The organism is Acetobacter musti (assembly GCF_011516835.1).
GTDB classification, from domain to species: Bacteria; Pseudomonadota; Alphaproteobacteria; order Acetobacterales; family Acetobacteraceae; genus Acetobacter; species Acetobacter musti.
In genome coordinates, this window is record NZ_WOTB01000003.1 from 105,737 (window position 1) to 124,855 (window position 19,119).

16 protein-coding genes are annotated in these 19,119 nt (G+C 58.9%); 9 read left to right on the top strand and 7 right to left on the bottom strand.

Translation table 11 applies throughout. From position 1 onward, the window contains the following. The first annotated feature begins 49 nt into the window (after positions 1 to 49). The 3 genes from GOB93_RS03415 to cobT all read left to right on the top strand — a co-directional run bounded on the left by GOB93_RS03415 (position 50) and on the right by cobT (position 3,693). Positions 50 to 655, top strand: coding sequence for a DnaJ domain-containing protein (locus GOB93_RS03415; RefSeq protein WP_173582130.1), 606 nt, complete (start codon positions 50 to 52; stop codon positions 653 to 655). 40 nt (positions 656 to 695) lie between these two features. Continuing rightward, entirely contained in the window at positions 696 to 1,694 is a 999-nt protein-coding gene (cobS, locus tag GOB93_RS03420) for a cobaltochelatase subunit CobS (RefSeq protein ID WP_173582131.1), read from the top strand. 91 nt (positions 1,695 to 1,785) lie between these two features. Next, complete coding sequence (gene cobT / locus GOB93_RS03425) at positions 1,786 to 3,693, top strand: cobaltochelatase subunit CobT (protein ID WP_173582132.1); 1,908 nt, start codon at positions 1,786 to 1,788, stop codon at positions 3,691 to 3,693. Positions 3,694 to 3,822: 129 nt separating this feature from the next. On the opposite strand, the gene GOB93_RS03430 is transcribed toward cobT, so the two are convergent. Beyond that, positions 3,823 to 4,392 (bottom strand): hypothetical protein, encoded by a 570-nt coding sequence (locus GOB93_RS03430; protein WP_173582133.1) that lies wholly within the window; start codon positions 4,390 to 4,392, stop codon positions 3,823 to 3,825. A gap of 173 nt (positions 4,393 to 4,565) precedes the next feature. Then, complete coding sequence (locus tag GOB93_RS03435; RefSeq protein WP_173582134.1) at positions 4,566 to 6,074, bottom strand: pyridoxal phosphate-dependent decarboxylase family protein; 1,509 nt, start codon at positions 6,072 to 6,074, stop codon at positions 4,566 to 4,568. Between the two features lie 252 nt (positions 6,075 to 6,326). Between GOB93_RS03435 and GOB93_RS03440 the strand changes: the two genes are divergently transcribed. Next, on the top strand, positions 6,327 to 7,121 hold the full coding sequence (locus tag GOB93_RS03440; RefSeq protein WP_173582135.1) for an alpha/beta hydrolase: 795 nt from the start codon (positions 6,327 to 6,329) through the stop codon (positions 7,119 to 7,121). 18 nt (positions 7,122 to 7,139) lie between these two features. Here GOB93_RS03440 and GOB93_RS03445 read toward each other — a convergent pair whose 3' ends face one another. Continuing rightward, positions 7,140 to 8,003 (bottom strand): DUF1217 domain-containing protein, encoded by an 864-nt coding sequence (locus GOB93_RS03445; protein WP_173582136.1) that lies wholly within the window; start codon positions 8,001 to 8,003, stop codon positions 7,140 to 7,142. 277 nt (positions 8,004 to 8,280) lie between these two features. On the opposite strand from GOB93_RS03445, the gene GOB93_RS03450 reads away from it, so the two are divergent. The 3 genes from GOB93_RS03450 (at position 8,281) to GOB93_RS03460 (ending at position 11,654) form a co-directional block, all read left to right on the top strand. Further along, complete coding sequence (locus GOB93_RS03450; RefSeq protein ID WP_173582228.1) at positions 8,281 to 9,738, top strand: circularly permuted type 2 ATP-grasp protein; 1,458 nt, start codon at positions 8,281 to 8,283, stop codon at positions 9,736 to 9,738. Then, positions 9,720 to 10,784 carry an alpha-E domain-containing protein gene (locus GOB93_RS03455; RefSeq protein ID WP_173582137.1) on the top strand — a complete coding sequence of 355 codons (1,065 nt, stop codon included), beginning with the start codon at positions 9,720 to 9,722 and terminating at the stop codon, positions 10,782 to 10,784. Before GOB93_RS03450 ends, GOB93_RS03455 begins: the two co-directional genes overlap by 19 nt. Before the next feature lie 150 nt (positions 10,785 to 10,934). Next, positions 10,935 to 11,654: a DsbA family oxidoreductase gene (locus GOB93_RS03460; protein WP_206752607.1), complete on the top strand. Its 720-nt coding sequence runs from the start codon at positions 10,935 to 10,937 to the stop codon at positions 11,652 to 11,654. Here the strand turns inward: GOB93_RS03460 and GOB93_RS03465 are convergent. After that, entirely contained in the window at positions 11,642 to 12,622 is a 981-nt protein-coding gene (locus GOB93_RS03465; protein WP_173582139.1) for a bile acid:sodium symporter family protein, read from the bottom strand. The two genes, GOB93_RS03460 and GOB93_RS03465, sit on opposite strands and share 13 nt — an antisense overlap. 325 nt (positions 12,623 to 12,947) lie before the next feature. Here GOB93_RS03465 and GOB93_RS03470 point away from each other — a divergent pair, with 325 nt between their 5' ends. Continuing rightward, entirely contained in the window at positions 12,948 to 13,667 is a 720-nt protein-coding gene (locus GOB93_RS03470; protein ID WP_242010506.1) for a hypothetical protein, read from the top strand. 126 nt (positions 13,668 to 13,793) lie between these two features. Next, a complete protein-coding gene (locus GOB93_RS03475; RefSeq protein WP_173582140.1) occupies positions 13,794 to 14,678 on the top strand; it encodes a lipid-binding SYLF domain-containing protein in 885 nt (294 codons plus the stop codon). 29 nt (positions 14,679 to 14,707) lie between these two features. Here the strand turns inward: GOB93_RS03475 and mltG are convergent, their stop codons facing one another. The 3 genes from mltG to GOB93_RS03490 form a co-directional block, all read right to left on the bottom strand. Beyond that, positions 14,708 to 15,733, bottom strand: coding sequence for an endolytic transglycosylase MltG (gene mltG / locus GOB93_RS03480; RefSeq protein WP_173582141.1), 1,026 nt, complete (start codon positions 15,731 to 15,733; stop codon positions 14,708 to 14,710). Positions 15,734 to 15,762: 29 nt separating this feature from the next. Further along, positions 15,763 to 16,641: an aldose 1-epimerase family protein gene (locus tag GOB93_RS03485; RefSeq protein WP_173582142.1), complete on the bottom strand. Its 879-nt coding sequence runs from the start codon at positions 16,639 to 16,641 to the stop codon at positions 15,763 to 15,765. 109 nt (positions 16,642 to 16,750) lie between these two features. Then, a complete protein-coding gene (locus GOB93_RS03490) occupies positions 16,751 to 18,928 on the bottom strand; it encodes an RNA degradosome polyphosphate kinase (RefSeq protein ID WP_173582230.1) in 2,178 nt (725 codons plus the stop codon). Positions 18,929 to 19,119 lie beyond the last annotated feature (191 nt).

The following is a 19,119-nucleotide window of genomic DNA, read 5'->3' on the forward strand; positions in this document are numbered from 1 at the left end:
CAGAAATGCCTCTTGCGCAGCGACCCTGGGGGCACACATAACAGGTCACATGAGGAGACGAAACACACGCCACCGGGCCTTCGATCCCGATCCGGACGCGCCGCAGCAATACTGTGACGCCCCCGGCTGCCATGAGGAAGCCGGCTACCGCGCTCCCCGCTCACGCACGACGCTGAATAAATATTTCTGGTTCTGCCTGGAACATGTGCGGGAATATAATTCGCGCTGGGATTATTACAAAGGCATGAGCGCGGCGCAGATCGAGGCGCAGTTGCGTGCAGACGTGTCGTGGGACAGACCTTCCTGGAAGGTGGGTCATGTCGGCGGAGCCGCCTTCAGTGAAGAAGATATGCTTGATCCGCTGGATCTGCTGAATGCCTCCCGGGCTGAGCGGGCGCGGCGCCATCGCAGAGCCCGCGAACCGAAGACGCCGGAGCCTCTGCGTGAGCCGCTCAGCACGATGGGACTGAACTGGCCGGTTTCATTCGATGAAGTGAAGGCGCGCTATAAGAGTCTCGCCCGGCAACATCATCCGGACATCAATGATGGCGACCGGAACGCAGAAGAGCGACTCAAGGTCATTAATGTTGCCTATTCCGCCCTTCGCGCCCATTTCGCTTCTAACAGCGACGGCGGTCTCGAAAAATCCGCCTGATCGTGGCAGGGTCTGCCGCACCATAACGAACGGACATATCATGAACGCAGCGAGCGACGAACTGATCCCCACCTCCGCCATTTCGGTCCCGGATCTCAGAGTTTCCGCCCGCGACGTCTTCGGCATCGACACCGATCTGGAAGTTCCGGCTTTTTCGATCCGGACTGAACACGTGCCCGAGATCGATACGTCCTATGTCTTCGATCATGATACGACGCTGGCGATCCTGGCCGGGTTTGCTTTCAATCGCCGTGTGATGGTTCAGGGGTTTCATGGCACCGGCAAATCGTCTCATGTCGAACAGATCGCGGCCCGGCTGAACTGGCCATGTGTCCGGATCAATCTCGACAGCCATGTGTCGCGTATCGATCTGATCGGCAAGGACGCCATCGTTCTCAAGGACGGCCAGCAGATTACGGAATTCCGCGAGGGTCTGCTGCCCTGGTGCCTCCAGCATCCCTGCGCGCTCGTCTTTGACGAATACGATGCCGGCCGTCCGGATGTCATGTTCGTGATCCAGCGCGTTCTGGAAGTGGACGGGAATCTGACTCTGCTCGATCAGAACCGGGTTATCCGGCCAAACCCGTTTTTCCGCCTGTTCGCAACGGCGAACACGGTGGGGCTCGGTGACACGACAGGGCTGTATCATGGCACGCAGCAGATCAATCAGGGACAGATGGATCGCTGGAACATTGTCACGTCACTGAACTATCTGCCGCACCAGCAGGAAGTTGCGATCGTCATGTCCAAGCTCGGGATCGCGGCGGACGACAAAAAGACAAGGCAGATCATCGACAACATGGTTGCTCTGGCCGGGCTCACCCGGTCCGGTTTCATGGCTGGGGACATTTCGACGGTGATGTCGCCGCGAACCGTGATTGCTTGGGCCGAGAATGATCGTATTTTCCATGATATCGCTTTTGCCTTTCGCGTCACCTTTCTGAACAAGTGCGATGAGGCCGAGAGGGCCATGGTGGCAGAATATTATCAGCGCTGTTTCAATGTTGATCCGCTGGCGAAGCCGAAGCGTCCCGGCTGAGTCTGTTTGCCGCGCTGAGGAAATTATGGGCGGAGCGCGTCCCCTGATCACGGAACACGGGGCGCTCTGACGATACAGGAGATATCCGGACATGGCTGAGCGTCCGCGCGTTCCGAATACCCCGCCTTCGTCGGATGCGGCGGCCGACAGGGCTGAAGCATTTCGGCGCGCAACGGCTGGCGTTCTGCGGGCTATTGGTGGCCGGGCTGACACCGAGGTCACTTTCCATGCCGGCAATATGCCGTCCGGAGCGCTTGACCAGGACGGACCGGTTCGCCTCCCTTCCCTGTCCCGTCATGCGACTGAAGACGAAGCGAACCGGGTGCGGGGTGCTGCGGATGCGGAGGCATTGCGGCTGAGGCATCATGACTCCGATCTTCATCGCATCCGTCAGCCGGAGGAAGGCTCCGCCCGCGCTGTCTATGATGCGCTGGAACAGGCTCGGATCGAGGCTGTTGGCTCGCGATATATGCAGGGCGTTGCCGCCAATCTGGACCGCCGGCTGGAGCAGGAATGCGCGGATGCCGGTGTTGCTCATATGAGCAGCAAAGAGCAGTTGCCGACCGCCCTGGCATTTGGTCTGCTCGCCCGCGAACGGCTGAGCGGGCGGCCTGCCCCGGACTCTGTACGTGCCCTGCTGGATGCGTGGAGTAAGGAGCTTCCTGCTGAAGCACAGACGGCTCTTTCCAGACTGGCAGCGACCCAGAACGATCAGGAGCTGTATTCCCGTGAGGCCCGCCATCTGATGGAGGCCTGTTCACTTGTCGACAGGGAGTCCGAGCTTCCTGAAACCGACGATGACGGGGAGATGGACACGTCCGCGGAGCAGGATGCAGGTGAGGAGCCGCCTCCGGAGACCGAGGACCGGCCACCTTCCGACGACACGGAAGAGCAGGATGGCGGACCTGAACCCCAGCTCATGGAGCAGGCGGGAGAAGCCGGAGAGCCTGATGAAACGGCTGATGCGGAAGGTGGCGAAGGCGAAGGTTCCGGTGATCCGTCCGGTCCGAATGACGGGCGCCATGCGACGCCGGGCGATACCGCACGGGGCTATCATGCGTATACGACGCAGTTCGATGAAGAAACGACAGCGGAAAATCTCTGTGACGAAGACGAGCTTGCGCGCCTGCGACAGCAGCTCGATCTTCAGCTTGCCAGTCTGACGGGCGTTATTTCCAGGCTGGCGAACCGTCTGCAGCGCAAGCTGATGGCGCAGCAGACCCGGGCCTGGGAGTTTGATCTTGAGGAAGGCATTCTCGATGCCGGCCGTCTCTCCCGTATTGTTGTCAATCCGATGCTTTCGCTGTCTTACAAGCGGGAGCGGGAGACTGAATTTCGCGACACTGTCGTCACGCTTCTGATCGATAATTCCGGCTCAATGCGCGGCCGCCCGATATCAGTCGCTGCCATGTGCGGAGATATTCTGGCCCGCACGCTGGAGCGCTGCGGTGTGAAAGTGGAAATCCTCGGCTTTACGACCCGGGCCTGGAAAGGCGGGCAAAGCCGCGAAAAATGGACGGCCAGTGGTAAGCCGCCGAATCCCGGCCGTCTCAATGATCTGCGCCACATCATCTATAAAGCGGCCGACACGCCGCTCCGTCGTGCCCGTCGTAATCTGGGACTGATGCTGCGCGAAGGGCTGCTCAAGGAAAATATTGACGGTGAGGCGCTGCTCTGGGCTTCGCGACGGCTTCGCGCCCGTCCGGAACAACGTCGCATCCTGATGGTGATCTCGGATGGTGCGCCTGTCGATGACAGTACGCTGTCGGTCAATCCCGGTTCCTATCTCGAGGATCATCTGCGCGAGGTCATCGCCAGCATTGAGACGCGGGGAGAAATCGAGCTCATTGCTATTGGTATCGGTCATGATGTCACGCGCTATTACCGTCGCGCGGTCACCATCACCGATGCGGAGGAACTTGGCGGGACGATGATGAAGAAGCTGTCCGAGCTGTTTGATGAGGACCGGCGTCCGGGAGGCAGGCCTCGCGCGGCCTGAGAGATTGCTGCGATAACCGGCAGAATTTAAAAATCACAGCCGGTTAGTCTCCTTCTCCTTTTCATATATGGGAGAAGAAGGAGAATACCGTCAGCAACCACGCACCTCGATGTGGGAGTCGAGACGAAGTCATGCCGTGATACGGGTTTTCTGCTGCGTATTGCTCATATCGTTCTCGTCTGAAGACGTTCCGCGCGCTTCGAACAATGTCAGAATCTGTGCTTCATAAGAAGCGTTGCCTTTCTCCACCGATGTCTCGAAGCCGGCCAGGGTGACTGCGATGCCGGTTCCGGATCCCGAAATCATCATATAGCCCTTACGATCTCCGGAAGCACTTCTGTCTGTCATTCCCAGAGCGTCTTCCTCGGCGATCGTTTCATCCCATGTATAGCGTCCTGCGGCGTAATCCATTCCATGCTGACCGGTGTCGATGGAATGACGCAGTTCTTTCATGTATTCGCCGACAGTCGTGGTCACACTCATACCCGACTGGCCGCCCGGGTCGGTCTCCACTTCCGTGATAATGTCGGAAGCCGAAACCAGCGCTCCTCCGATCTCCACGAGATCATCGCCACGACTTCCGGTTCCTGTGAAAACATCAACTGTCACTGACCCGGTCCCTGCCGAGGTCTGCTCGTAGTAGTCCCATTCAAGTGTTTTTTCATTTGTCGCCGTCATCAGCGTGGCTGCAACCTGCATGATGTCTCTTCTCCCGGATTTTCCAGAATACTCAGAGTCCCGGGTACTTCTTAATAAAGTCCGAAAATTACGGAGACGTGACCGGCAGATCTTTCCTGCGCTTTACGCAACCCGTTTCGAAAAAGGGACCAGATCCCGCCGGGACAACAGGTCCTGACGGTGTCTTACTTTTATCAGCCGGCAGAATTTCCGCGCGATCTGTCTTCTGGCATCCTCTGCAAATCTCGCCGCATCGCCAGGTTCAGCACCGCATCCACCATCCGGTCCGCATCTGCGCAGGTCGTCCGGTGGTTGACGATCGCCGCCCGGATCACCAGTTGCCCGCTGATGCGCGTCGTAGACGGCGCCGTTATGCCGCTTTCCTGCAAATCCTTGACCAGTTCGGCGTTAAACGTATCCTGCGTCGCCTCGTCAGTACCCGGTACACGCACCCTGAAACAGACAATGTTCAGCGTCACCGGCGCCATCAGTTCGAGCGTCGGCTCCCGCTCTACCCTTGCGGCCAGATGCTGTGCGACGTCGCAGCACTGATCGACCATTCTGCCTAGCCGCCGTGTGCCGTAGATCGATAATGTCGCCCAGACTTTCAGTGCGCGAAAGCCGCGTGACAGATCCGGTCCCAGGTCGCAGAACCATGGCGCGCCTGCGGCCAAACCGCGGTCTTCCCGTGAGAGATAAGACAGGGTCTGAGCGAAGGCGGCGGCGTGACGAACCGGATCGCGGACGATGACACAGCCAGCATCGTAAGGGACCTGAGCCCATTTATGGAAATCGAACGCCAGGCTGTCGGCTTTGCCGATCGCTTCGAGCGCCGGATGAAATCGTTCTGACAGCGTTGCCAGGGCTCCGAAGGCGCCGTCGACATGGAACCAGAGCTTTTCGGTCCCGGCGATGGCGGCTATATCCTCCAGCGGATCGATCGCCCCTGTATCCACGGTCCCTGCTGTGCCGACAACCAGAAATGGTTCGGCGCCTGCCTTACGGTCTTCGGCGATCATCTGGCGCAGCGCGGAAACATCCATCCGGAAGGAGGTGTCGACCGGCACCAGCCGCAGCGCATCTGTGCCGAGGCCGGCCAGATCGAATGCCCGGCTGACGCAGCCATGCACGGTCCGGGCCGCGTAGCCCACAAGTTTCCGCGCCTGCAGGCCGGTTTTGCGCATCTCCGTTCCGGCCGGCTGAGCACGGGAGGCAACGATTACGGCGATGAAGTTCGCCATTGAGGACCCGGTGACGAGCAGGCCGGACGCTGTTTCCGGCAGACCCATCATGGTGGCGGCCCAGCGGATGACCATGCGCTCGACCTCGACCGGTGCGTGGTCGCGACCACCAAGATTGGCGTTCAGTCCCGCGGCCAGCATTTCCGCAAGCATGCCAGCGGGTGTGCCGCCGCCATGCACCCAGCCCATGAAGCCAGGGTGTCGGTTTCCAGTGCTGTAGGGCAGGACAGCCTGTTCAAACCGGGTGAAGAACTCTGTGAGTGTTCCGCTTTCTTCGGGTATGGGCGCCTCACGAAAACTTTCGCGTATCTGTTCAGGAACGGGTTGCCAGACCGGACGCTCCCGCAATGTGGAGAGGTTATCGATCATTGCGTCGAGCATACGATGTCCGGACGCGCGGAACTGTTCCCACTCTTCTCCGGATGGATCGAGTGAGTCTGAAGAAAAGTCGCGACTGGTCATTCGTTCCGGTTTCCAGACAGGGTTCAGACGGATATTCGCGTCCGAGTCTGACTTAGCACTTAGCATGGATGAATTTCTGTTCCCAGGCGGCCCGACCGCTGAAATGGATTATGCTTCGTCTGCGGTGATTTCGATCGGCGCATTTTACCGAATACGAATAAACTCTTCCTCTGCCATGGCAGGCTGGTAAATTCGTTCCCGATATCGTTGTTTATCCTTTCTTACGGATACGCTCAGGAGGCGGAACCAGTCATGTTCTTTGAAGGGTTCACGCTGACTACGCGGGAGATCAACGGTGTGGTATACCGGTTCCGTTCAGAGGGAACTGGCAGACAGACAGTCATGCTTCTTCATGGGCGACCGGAGACGCACGCTGCCTGGCATCATGTCGGTCCGTTTCTTGCAGCGGATTATCGGGTCATCTGCCCTGACCTCCATCCCGAACGAACACCGGCGGAACAGGCCTCCGATCTTCTGGAACTGGCAACAGTGACGGGTCACGACAGGCTCGTAATCGCCGGTCAGGATTATGGCGCGCATCTTGCCTGCCAGATTGCAGCTGCGGCGCCGGAAAGGGTGCAGGCCGTGATTGTGATGGAGGCCCTGCCCGCCCCTGATCACACAGGGCGCGATGATATGGCGTTCTCTCTGTCGCAATATGACTGCTGCTGGTTCGGGCAGCTTCATCCTAAACCTGAATCTCAGACGATTCCCGTACCATCCGAATGGCTTGAAAATCCTCTTCCTTCAGAGAGTATTTTTGCGCCTGAAGCTGTCGCAGACTATCTGTCTGCCTCGATATGGCAGTATGCGGTCCCTGTGATCTGGCCTGTGCCCCGCGCCAGACTGACATGCCCGTTGATGGCACTCTGGGCAAATTCCGGCCGTATCGGAGGATGGTACAATCCACTTACCCTGTGGCGCGAAACCACAACGGGCGAGATCAGTGGTCACCCGATCAGCGGACGACATTTTCTTGCGGAAGAGACACCTGTTGACGTCGGGAATTCGATCCGTACTTTCATGCAGCATCTGACATCGGCCTGACGGGCCAGGGCGACCCGGTCAGCCGAAGAGCTGTGAGACGAGAGAAGTGCTGCCGGATGACAGACCGAAGAGGCTGAGTGCCGGATCTGTGCTTCCGTCCGAACCATACAGGGAGAGCACTGTGTTGGTCTTGGTTACAGTCTGCGGGGTTATCTGCAGCATTCCCAGGTAGCGTTCCGCGTATTGCTGGATTTTTTCCGATGACGAAAAATCCGAAAGGTCGACGCTTTTTGTCAGGAGCCGCTTCTGCTCGTCATAATCGAGGGCGCCGAACTCTGTCGGATTAAACCCGCTTACTGTTTCGACGACTTTCAGCAGTTTGCTGTCTGACATGATATCATTGAGCGTCATGCTGCCGCTCATGACGCGTGAGAAATACAGAGCATATCCCACCCCTGATACGGTGCCTGTTGTAGAATCGGAGCTCTCCAGGGAAGTCTCGTACTGGCTCATTTCATAACTGGATACGGTCGATTCCAGCTCGGTCGGGTCAGAAAACGGCGTGGACGAAGACGTTGAAGACGCCGATGAGGACGTTTCGTTCCATGCGGCAAAGGCTTTAGCGAATTTGAGCCATGTCGCGTTGCCGGATTTTGCTGCGACCGATGTCGATGATGTCGGGTCCTGTGTCAGCAGATCTTTCACCAGGGCGGTCTCACCCTGGATGGAGCTCAGACCATACGCGCCCAGCACGACAGCCAGAGCCTTGTAGTTCTTCATCAGAGCGGACGCGGAGGTAATGGTCGACGCGTCGTTCTCGAAAGACGTGACGTAATTGGAAACAGTAGCATCCGTTTTTGCGTAAGTCGTGGCGGCCTTTGCCTCGTCTTTTTCGTCGAGAATATAGGTCGCAACTGGTGATAGTCCTGAAATGCCGGACATCAGGCCGCCTCCGCATCGACCGCATTTTGCGGTCATCGTGTGAACAGGTATGCAGACAGTGAAATATTGGGATTAACAATGGGTTAAGAAGACTGTCCGGCCATTGTGCGAACTTCACGCCGCGGGCATTTCATTTCGGTCTTGGCGGGCGTCTTATTTCTTGCTTGAGTGCAACGAACCCTCCTGAATCATCAGCGTTCGGAGAGGAAACGGGCAGGAGCAACCATTGGCCGACAAACGCGACGGACAGCCAGGACAGGACCCAGCCACTCAGAACATTCCGGAAACACAGTCTGGAACCGGTCTGTTTTCGCACTACCGGAACGGCCATTTTTTTTGCGAACTGACGAACAGCGACGGCACGCCTGATCCCCAGATTGATCTGATCCGCAGCCGGCTTGATGCTCTTCCCCTCAATGACCTCCGTAACCGGGCCAGGCAGGCCGAGCAGGAGCTCTACAATCTTGGAATAACCTTTACGGTCTACTCGGAACGGGATGCTATTGACCGTATTCTGCCCTTTGATCTGGTGCCGCGCATTCTGACTCAGGCGGAGTGGCGGCATGTCGATGCAGGCGTAAAACAGCGTGTACGGGCGCTGAACATGTTTCTGTGGGACATCTACCACGATCAGAAAATCCTGAATGACGGTATTATCCCGCGCGATCTCGTTGTCGGTAATGCAAACTACTGTCCCGCTATGATCGGTCTCGATGTTCCGGGCGGCACATACGTTCATGTCAGTGGCACCGACCTGGTTCGTGACGACAGCGGCAGATTCCTGGTACTGGAAGACAATGCCCGCACGCCGTCCGGCGTGTCCTACGTCATCGAGAACCGGCACACGACGCTGCGTGTCATGCCGGATATTGCGTCAGGTATCGATCTGATGCCCGTTGATGAATATGGCGTGCATCTGCAGAACGCTCTTGCCGAACTGGCTCCCGGAGGTGTGGACGACCCACAGGTGGTTCTGCTGTCTCCGGGTATCTACAATTCCGCCTATTTCGAACATGTTTTCCTCGCCCGGGAGATGGGCGTGCCGCTGGTGGAAGGTCGCGATCTCGTCACCGAAAATGATCGTGTCTATATGCGCACGACTGCGGGCCTGCGTCCGGTGCACTCCATATATCGTCGGCTGAATGACGACTTTCTTGATCCGGAAGCTTTCGATCCCACCAGTATGCTCGGTGTGCCGGGGCTGGTCGAAGCGTATCGCAAGGGTAACGTGACCATTGCGAACGCGATCGGCACGGGTGTGGCGGACGATAAGGCCGTTTATGCGTATATGCCGCGTATCATTCGCTATTATCTCGCGGAAGAGCCTATTCTCTCCAATGTCGAGACCCATATCTGCGCGGAACCTGAAGGACTGGCCTACACGCTCGCGAACCTGAACAATCTGGTTGTCAAACCGGTTGGTGAATCCGGCGGATACGGGCTGATCATCGGGCCTCATGCCACGAAAGAAGAGCTGGCTGAATTCAGAACCAAACTGGAGGCCGATCCGTCAAACTATATCAGCCAGCCGGTCATCAGTCTTTCCGTTTCGCCCACGCTCTGTGAGGACGGTCTCGAACCGAGGCATGTCGATCTTCGTCCGTTTGCCGTAACCGGGAAATCGACCTGGGTGCTTCCTGGCGGCTTGTCCCGGGTCGCGCTCCGGCGCGGTTCGCTCGTCGTCAATTCGTCGCAGGGCGGTGGCTCCAAGGACACATGGGTACTCGCGCAATGACCACCACTGTTGATCCGATCGCCACCGTCCCGCTTCCGCTCCTGTCCCGCTATGCCGAATGCACGATGTGGCTTGCGCGTTATATGGAGCGGATCGAGAATCTCGCACGAATCATCGATGTTACCGAGACGTTTGTCCGGAGCGGCGCGTCGGATGGCTGGCGGGCCATTGTGCAGATCAATGCCGATGAGGAGCGCTTTTTCGCTACCCATGATGCGGCGACGGCCAGAAGCGTGATTACATTTTATACGATCGATACGGAGAACCCGACATCGATTGTCTCTCTCGCCCATGCGGCGCGGGAAAACGCGCGGTCGCTGCGTCCGGTCATTTCGACGGAAATGTGGTCCCAGCTCAACATTTTCACAAAGTTCATCCGTGGCCTGAACCGGGAAGATATCCGTCCGAGCGAGATTTCGCAGCTCTGTGCGCGCATTAAGCAGGACTGTCAGACCCATACGGGGATTACCGAAGGCACGTTCTATCGGGATCAGGCGAGTATTTTCTACAATGCGGGTCGTCATCTGGAGCGGGCCGATCAGATTACCCGGCTGATCGACATCAAATATCACACGCTGCTGCCGTCGGAAGCGGGTGTCGGTTCGGAAGTCGATATCAGCCAGTGGTCAGCCGTTCTGCGTTCCGCTGCCGGCTATCATGCTTATCGTCGTGTCATGACGGCTGATATCCGGCCATCCAGCATTGTCGGGTTTCTGCTCAAGAGCGAGGCGTTTCCGCGTTCGCTTTCCACCAATCTCCGTCATCTGCATGGCAATCTCACACAGTTGCGACGGGATTATAATCTCCGGGGCGCGTCCAGGATTGTCGGGCGGGTCGAGCATCTGCGAAATATTCTTGATCAGCAGACGGCCACCGAGATCATTGTGAGGGGTCTGCATGAGTTCAATGACTGGATTCAGAGCGAGTTACAGGACATCCAGAGAGAAATAGCGAATGTGTTCTGGCCCGCACCCGGTCTGGCTGCCGTCGACGCAAAGATCTCTCAGCCGGAACCGGTGACGGGTCAGACTCAGTCACAATCCTGACAGGCTGCTGGCTCGCGGGTCTGACGAAAAGCTGATCAGACGGCGATTCTGCAAGGCCGCATGAGCGAAAATTGCCCGCCCCGGATAAAATAAACGGGACTGCGGGGATTCGGGTGGGCAACCGGCGCATGGTGTTTCTATTATACCGTCATGAACATGCTTGCCCCTGTCCGGACCAGGATCGGCGTCGAAGTTATCTTTGACTTCGTCTGTCCCTGGTGTTGCCTGGGGATTGAAACGGCGGTTGCAGCTTTCCGGGACAGGCAGGACGTTGAGGTCACCTTTCGCTGGCGTCCGTTTATTCTGAATCCGACAATTCCGCCGGGTGGGACTGATTTCGCGACCTGGCTTCGCGGAAGACATGGCGGTGAGGAGCGGGCCGGGCGTTTTCTGCGGCTTATTGAAGCGCAGGGGCGCGAACTGGGTAAGATTCTTCATTTCGACCGGATCAGACAGGTTCCTCCGACGATGGATGCCCACCGTCTTGTTGCCTGGGCGTCATCGAGAGGAGACTGTACGGGACTCGTGCTCGGGATTTTCGATGCCTATTTCAGGAATGGCTCCGATATCGGCAACCCGGTAATCCTCGCGTATATCGCGGAACAGCATGGGTTCGACCCGGAGCTTGCGCTGCATTTCCTCACGGGCCGGACCCTGATCGGGACTGTCACGTCTGATCAGCTGAGTGCCCAGAGGGCGGGTATTAATGGCGTGCCATCCATCATTATCGACGGCCTCGCCATGACGGGTGTTCATGACGCGCGGGTTCTGTGCCGGCTCCTGGATGCGGCACTGGCCGCGATGCCTGCGGCCGGCATGGATGCCAGGGAGACCTGGAGCGCCGGTCCGGGTCCGTTTCAGGCGGTCTGACTGTCACCCTCTTCCGCCGTTTCGGCCTGCCTGGCAAATCGTTTCGCCATCCAGGCGCAGACAAAGAGCTGAATCTGATGATAGAGCATCAGCGGCAGCACGACGAAACCCACACTTGCCGCCGGGAACAGCACGTTCGCCATTGGCACACCGGACGCCAGGGTTTTCTTTGATCCGCAGAAAACGATAGCGACCTCGTCTTCACGCGAGAATCCGAGCAGGCGGCTGCCGATTGTTGTCACGGTGAGCACGACAGCCAGAAGCGCCGTGTCCACCACGGCGATGACGGCGAGCTGTTCCAGCGGCAGGCGGTGCCAGAGTCCCTGCACGATCGCCTCACTGAAGGCTGTGTAGACCACGATCAGGATTGATCCGCGATCGGTCATGGAAAGCAGTTTCTTGTTTCTGTGCGCCCAGCCACCGATCCATGGCTGCAGCAGCTGGCCTGCCACGAACGGCAGCAGCAGCTGCAGAACGATGCTCATCACGCCGCCTGACTGCGCGCCGTGCTTCGCGAGCACGAGGCCGACGAGAACGGGTGTGATGAAGATGCCCGCGATATTGGAGGCTGTTGCGGAGCATACGGCTGCCGGCACGTTTCCGCGTCCGATTGATGTGAAGGCGATCGAGGACTGAACGGTCGAGGGCAGGCAGCACAGGAAGAGCACGCCCATCCAGACGTCGTCGAGCAGAAGGCCAGGGGCGAGCGCGTGGAGCGCAAGGCCCAGAAGCGGGAATAACACGAAAGTGCATGCAAGGATGGTCAGATGCAGCCGCCATGCTGTCAGGCCGTTCAGCACGGCCGCCCGTGAGAGGCGGGCGCCCTGAAGAAAGAACATGATGGCGATCACGATGACGGCGAGCCACTGAAAGATCGGAACAGCGGCGCCGTGACAGGGCAGAATCGTGGCGATGATCAGCGTGGCAATCAGGCTGAGCAGAAACGGGTCCGGCTTGAACGGCATCATATTTTCCAAATCGATCAGGGCGGACGCGGCGTCGTGCATCTCACTGCGCGGTGTGATTGCGAACCGCCGCCATTTGGGCCACGTTTAGCGACAAATGGAACACTTAGCTATTCATCCCCGCAGGCCGTCGCGATACCGTTACCGCCTGTCCGTTGCTGTCATTTCTGGCCTGTGCGTGGCCGGAATTCTGCTGCCATCCGCTTTGCGAGCTGCTCCTGTTCCTGCCGAGTGTGCGCGGGTTACTCACGGGAATGCAGGCAGTGCCACGGGCGAGATCATTCTGGACCGTGTCACGGTGACATCGGGTTCCGGCGGAGACGTGCTTATGGCGACACGCCAGACATTCTCCGGAGCCGGTGCGGAGAGCGGTCAGGAACTCGCCGATGCGGCCTCTGTTCTGCTGCTGGCTGCGTTTACGGGGCACCATAATGCCGCCTGTTCGGGCTGGCTTGAGGCGGAGGGAAGAGCTGCCGAGAAAGCGCTCGCCGGCAGCCACAATCTCGACATGAGCTGGAGCGGAGCGGATATCCGGCATGGAAAGCTCCATGTCAGCGTCGGCACGGCGCATCTCGCGCTGAAAAACAGTGGTGCCGATGCGAATGCCGCTCTGTCCTTCGATGGTGTTTCGGTCAGCGGGATGACTGCTCAGTCTCTGATGCCATCGACCGCCAGCGCCAGTTTCAGCCTGCCATCCGATGAACTCGCGTCGCTCATGGCTGCCACGGCGGGAAAATCGGCCAGTCTTCCGGCTGTGCATGCGACCATCCATTCTCTCACCGCGCAGCGGGATACGATCGTACTTTCCGGAAATGGTCGTGCGACGCTGACGGGTGAGACCGGAAGCACGTCGGCGGGCGGTCATCTTGAAGTCCGTGATATCAGCGCCCTGATTGATCGTGCCCGCCAGGATAATCAGATGAAACTGGCGGCGGCTCTGATCCTGGCCCGCATGGTCAGTCATAAGATTACTGATGGAAATGCCTGGGACACCACATGGGAAGGCGGTATTCTGACGGTCAACGGCGTGCCTCTTCCCCTGAAGTGACGCCCCCCTGCCCCGGATTTACCCCGGCTGGTCCGAAATTGCAGCGTGAACGAACCTCGGCCATGCTGCGGCCATAAATTCGGGCGATTCGGATTCATCTCGCCTTTCTGACAGGAGACCTTACGTATGCGGGCTCGCCGTTTTCCCCGGCTTTCCCTTTACCCGGCAACTGCCTGTATGGCGGCTGCCCTGAGTTTGTTCGGTCTTCCGGCGAAGGGGCGCGCTGCCACGGAAACTCAGCAGGCTCTTGTGGATAAGGCCACGCTTGCCGTGCAGGACGTGTTCAGTGGTGCCCAGACCACTGATCGCGTTTATCGTTATCTTGGAAAGGCCCGGGCGGTCATGGTCTGTCCGTCCGTTTTCCGGATGTCGATTGGAATCGGAGGCTCTGGCGGCGGGTGTGTGCTGCTGTCGCGGGATGCGCGGGGATCATGGTCGGACCCGGCTTTTTACAGACTTGGTTCCGCTTCTCTGGGCTTTCAGCTCGGTGTTCAGTCGTCTGAAATCCTGTTCTTCGTGATGACCGATCGCGGTCTGCAGGCTCTTCTGGATAGTCAGTTTCAGTTCGGTGCCAATGCCAACGCGTCCTTTGCGACGATGGGTGGCGGAATTGAAAGTGGGACGGCCGGACGCACCAATACGGACATCATGGCGATTCAGAAATCCTCCGGTCTTTTTGCCGGCATCTCTCTTGGCGGATCGAAGCTGACGGTCGACAGCGATGCGAACCGTGCTTACTACAATCAGATCGTCGGTCCGACCGAGATCGTCATTTCAATGCGGGTCAACAACACGAGCGCTGATCCGTTGCGTGAAATTCTGACCCGCTACAGCACAGCAGCGACATCAGCAGCCGCGACGACCGGAGCCGCCACTGCCGGAACGACGACAGCGCCGGCGGACGGTCCGACATCTCTTACGCCGGCCTATACGCCGCCAGCTTCTTCCGGGGCCGGGGGCGCTATCCAGTCTCAGTCACTGCCTCCGGTGACTTCAGGCAAACAATACTGATATCCGGGCCAGCAGTTATGGGGCGGCGATTATGGATGCGTAACGGATGGTGCCATGTCCGCGCCGGAGCCCCGCACGGTGCGTAACGCGGAGACATTCCGATTATGCTCGTTGAGGGATGGCGTGAACCTGTGTGTCCCGTCACCTGCCGCGACGAAGTAAAGGTCGTCGCCTGGCGCCGGGTGAGCCACTGCTTCGAGTGAGGCAAGGCCCGGTGAACAGATCGGTGTGGGGGGCAGACCGGCGGTTACATATGTATTGTAGGGGCTCTGAATGCCCATGTCAGCATGAGTGAGCGCGCGTCCGAGCCGTCCGGCACCGTCGGTCAGTGCGTAAATCGTCGTCGGGTCCGCCTGGAGTTTCATCCCGAGGCGCAGTCTGTTGAGAAAGACCCGGGCCACATGGGGCCTTTCCGCCGGGAGGCCTGTCTCTTTTTCGACGATGGACGCCAGGATAACCATCTGTTCCGGGTCCTGCAGTCCTGCCGAAGGATCGCGATTTTCCCAGACATGAGAGACCGCACGCTGCATCGCCAGCTTCATTCGTGCGACGAGTGCGCCGCGTCCTGTATTGCGCAGATAATAATAGGTCTGTGGCAGGACGTCGCCTTCCGGAAGCGTGTCGATTTTGCCGCTCAGAAGAGGCGCTTCGTTCAGCACCGTGAGGATCTGTTTTGCCGCGAGGCCTTCGGGGATTGTAATCGGATGTCTGACAGGCTGTCCGTGCCGCAATACGTTCAGAAGATCGCGCATCGATCCATACGCGGGAAACTGTAATTCCGCCGCGTGCAGTTGTCCTTCGCGTCGTGTCAGGGCGATGGCCGCGCGAAATATCCAGACATCCGGCATGTCATTCCGCAGCGCCCCGCCCTCCTGAAGTGCAGCGATAGTGCTGGCATAACCGCCTGGCGGGATGACCAGCGCTTTTGTTTCGGGCAGTGGGCCGGGGGCGGAATATCGCCAGTAACCGATACCCGGGACGGCTCCGGCAGCAAGCAGGCCGCCCCCGATGACGGCTGAAAGGATACGGCGCCGGCGTTTTTGCCGTGATTTCACCGCATCCGGTTTTTTCCTGGCTGCTCTCGTCAAAATTCAGCGACTTTCACGGACCAGCATGCTTCCCATTCCTCCTCTGGCTGGAGGTGGAACAGGCCCGGCTTGTCGCGGAATTCACCGCTGAAGCCCTGCGGCGTCGCCATGCCATGCCATGGCTCGATGCAGAGAAAAGGCGCGCCTGGCTTTGTCCACACGCCCAGTTCGGGAAATGCCTGCCAGGACAGACGAAGTCCGCAGCGCCCTGGCTGTCCGAAAACGACTGACCGGCTTCTGATCCGGTCGAAAATCACGGCGTCATCGATGAAGAGGGAATCGTCGAGAGGCAGCTCCCGTCCGATGACGGGCGTGGGATAAGCCGCCGCCGCCAGCAGACCGCCAGAGACTCTCCGGATCGGTTCCGGTTCGGCTTCTTCAAAGACCAGGCGATATTCGTCTCTCACGTCGCCCGGGTGCAGAGGCCAGCGGAAAGCCGGATGGGCGCCAAGGGACGCGTGCAAGCTCCTGTTCTCGTCGGGATTGCGCACTGTGTAGCGGACGGTCAGTTCACCATCGCTGATTGTATAGGCGATCCACAGACGAAAGCGGAACGGGAACATGGCGAGACTCTGCTCATCTTCATGCAGTTCCAGCACACACCCGTTCTCCGTCGTCTCTGACAGACGGAAGACGCGATCCCTGGCGAAACCGTGCTGGGTCATATGATATGATTTGCCGTTGATCGTCGCTGTATCCTCGGGCAGACGCCCGACGATTGGAAATAACACCGGTGAATGGCGGCGCCATTCCGGGCCTGCGTTCCAGAGCAGTTCCGTGCCGTCGCTCTGTGTCAGTGAAACCAGTTCGGCGCCTTTTATGGACACCGCAGCCCTCAGCGATGCGTCGCCGAACGTGTGAATCTCTGTGCCCATAAGGGTTCCTCCGGAGTGTTGATCCGGAAACCTGTATGGAGCATTCAGCGCAGATCGTAAAACCTGGGTGCCGGCGCCTCGGCAGGAAGGGAGGTTGGCCGGACCGTGCTCAGTCGTCGGCCAGCCGGTCCCTTGGATGAGGCGGCAGGGCGGCGCGAATTCCGACATCTCCTGCCGCTGATCCGCGTCCGGAGAGCGATGGGTGGGTCATGAACCACTCATGTGCGGAAAACGGTTTTGCGCCGGGATCAAGGCGGCGATAGCGGCCTGTACGTTCGAGAATCCAGGAGTTCAGATTATCTTTCAGGTCGGTGACCATGATCTGGTCCAGGACCTGGGCATGAACGGTCGGGTTGGTGATAGGGACAAGGCTTTCCACACGCCAGTCCATGTTTCGCGTCATCCAGTCCGCGGATGAAATGAAAACTTTCGCGGAGCGCGACGGCAGGCGATGGCCATCCCCGAAAGCGTAGATACGGGCGTGTTCAAGGAATCGTCCGACGATCGATTTGATACGGATATTTTCGGACAGGCCCGGAACGCCGGGTCTCAGGCAGCACATACCGCGCACCACGGCCATGATCTTTACGCCGGCGCGAGAGGCTTCGTACAGTTTGTCGATCAGTTCGGGATCGACGAGTGCATTCATTTTCAGCCAGATCTGCCCTGGACGTCCGGCGCGGACATGAGCGATCTCGGCTTCGATCAGGGCCTCAAGCGTCTTCCGGCAGGTCAGTGGCGAGAAGGCGATGGCTTCCATTTTGGATGGCATCGCATAGCCGGTCACGTAGTTGAACAGGCGGGCTGAATCCCGGACGAGTTCCGGATTGCAGGTGAAGAACGACAGATCCGTATAAATTTTTGCCGTGATCGGGTGGTAGTTCCCGGTTCCGAAATGCGCGTATGAGCGGACTGTATTTCCTTCGCGCCGGACCACGAGGCTCAGCTTTGCGTGGGTTTTCAGATCGGCGAATCCGAACACCACCTGGACGCCGGCTGCTTCCAGCGCACGGGACAGCCGGATGTTGGCTTCTTCATCGAACCGGGCCCGAAGCTCGACCATCGCCGTCACGGATTTCCCGGATTCCGCTGCCTCGATGAGTGCTTTCACGATCGGGCTGTCGCGGGACGTCCGGTAGAGAGTCTGCTTGATCGCAATGACGTTCGGGTCCAGGGCCGCCTGGCGCAGGAACTGCACCACCACATCGAAACTCTCGAACGGGTGGTGAACGATCAGATCCTTTGCGCGGATCGCCGCGAAACAGTCACCACCGAAATCGACAATCCGCTCCGGGAAACGCGGCGTATAGGGCGGAAACAGCAGATCGGGCCGGTCGTCGACGATCATCTGCCGAAGATCGACGACGCCGATCATGCCGGAATGAACGGCGACCTCCTCGGGCGGAAGATCGAGTTCATCGACGATGGCGGCGGCAAGTTCAGGCGGGACACGTGCTTCCATGTCCACATGGATCACGACACCACGGCGACGCTGTTTAAGCGCTGTTTCGTAGGACCGGACCAGGTCTTCAGCCTCGTCCTCGAATTCGACATCGGTATCGCGGATGACACGCAGCATGCCGCCTTCACCGATGACGAGACCGGGATAAAGCCGGTCGATGCAGAGCGTGATCAGATTTTCGAGAAGAATGAACCTGACGACCGGCGGCTTTCCGGGCGGAGATGGCAGGCGGATAAACCGTTCGACCTGCGCGGGCAGCAGGATCAGCCCGTTCATGACGAATTTGTCTGTCTCGGCCGAGATCAGGCGCAGCGCCAGGGCGAGGCCCATATTCGGGATGAAAGGCAGCGGGTGGGCGGGATCGACTGCCAGCGGTGTCAGAACCGGAAACACGCGCTCCATGAAATATTCGGTCAGCCAGGTGCGATCCGCGTCATCGAGCTGGTCGAGACCGCAGAGCACTACGCCGGCATCTGCCAGAAGCTCGCGCAGATGAGTCCAGATTCTCTGCTGTTCACGCAGAAGCTGTGCGGAGCGCTCACGAACGGCGGCAAGCTGCAGAGCGGGTGTCAGCCCGTCCGGAGACAGTGACACCAGACCCTCACGGACCTGGCCGACAAGGCCTGCCACGCGCACGGAGTAGAATTCATCGAGATTGCTGGCGCTGATCGAGAGGAAACGCAGCCTTTCCAGGAGCGGATTGCGGACATTGTCTGCTTCCTCGACGACACGCTGGTTAAACGCCAGCCAGGACAGTTCACGATTAATGAAACGGTCCGATGAGGTCGCATCGATCGGATGGTCCGCTACATCTCTGGCCCGCACAGCAGCAAGAGCGGATGTCGTTTTGGCGGTTTTTCGACGGGATGGCGCCCCGGCAGTATTTCCTGACGATCGTGACGGTGTGCGTTTCGCCTCGCCTGTCGTGCCTTTTACTCTGCGCCCTGTTCCCCGCGCTCTGGTGCCGTCACTCCCCGCCAATTGTCTCTCCAGCTCTGTAACCATTTCCCCGTGAT

Coding starts and splice junctions, on each gene's coding strand:
- GOB93_RS03415 (WP_173582130.1), top strand. CDS start 50: ATGAGGAGACGAAACACACGCCACCGGGCCTTCGATCCCGATCCGGAC.
- GOB93_RS03430 (WP_173582133.1), bottom strand. CDS start 4,392: ATGCAGGTTGCAGCCACGCTGATGACGGCGACAAATGAAAAAACACTT.
- cobT (WP_173582132.1), top strand. CDS start 1,786: ATGGCTGAGCGTCCGCGCGTTCCGAATACCCCGCCTTCGTCGGATGCG.
- GOB93_RS03435 (WP_173582134.1), bottom strand. CDS start 6,074: ATGACCAGTCGCGACTTTTCTTCAGACTCACTCGATCCATCCGGAGAA.
- GOB93_RS03455 (WP_173582137.1), top strand. CDS start 9,720: ATGGGTACTCGCGCAATGACCACCACTGTTGATCCGATCGCCACCGTC.
- GOB93_RS03485 (WP_173582142.1), bottom strand. CDS start 16,641: ATGGGCACAGAGATTCACACGTTCGGCGACGCATCGCTGAGGGCTGCG.
- GOB93_RS03475 (WP_173582140.1), top strand. CDS start 13,794: ATGCGGGCTCGCCGTTTTCCCCGGCTTTCCCTTTACCCGGCAACTGCC.
- GOB93_RS03460 (WP_206752607.1), top strand. CDS start 10,935: ATGAACATGCTTGCCCCTGTCCGGACCAGGATCGGCGTCGAAGTTATC.
- cobS (WP_173582131.1), top strand. CDS start 696: ATGAACGCAGCGAGCGACGAACTGATCCCCACCTCCGCCATTTCGGTC.
- GOB93_RS03440 (WP_173582135.1), top strand. CDS start 6,327: ATGTTCTTTGAAGGGTTCACGCTGACTACGCGGGAGATCAACGGTGTG.
- GOB93_RS03465 (WP_173582139.1), bottom strand. CDS start 12,622: ATGATGCCGTTCAAGCCGGACCCGTTTCTGCTCAGCCTGATTGCCACG.
- GOB93_RS03445 (WP_173582136.1), bottom strand. CDS start 8,003: ATGTCCGGCATTTCAGGACTATCACCAGTTGCGACCTATATTCTCGAC.
- GOB93_RS03470 (WP_242010506.1), top strand. CDS start 12,948: ATGGCGACACGCCAGACATTCTCCGGAGCCGGTGCGGAGAGCGGTCAG.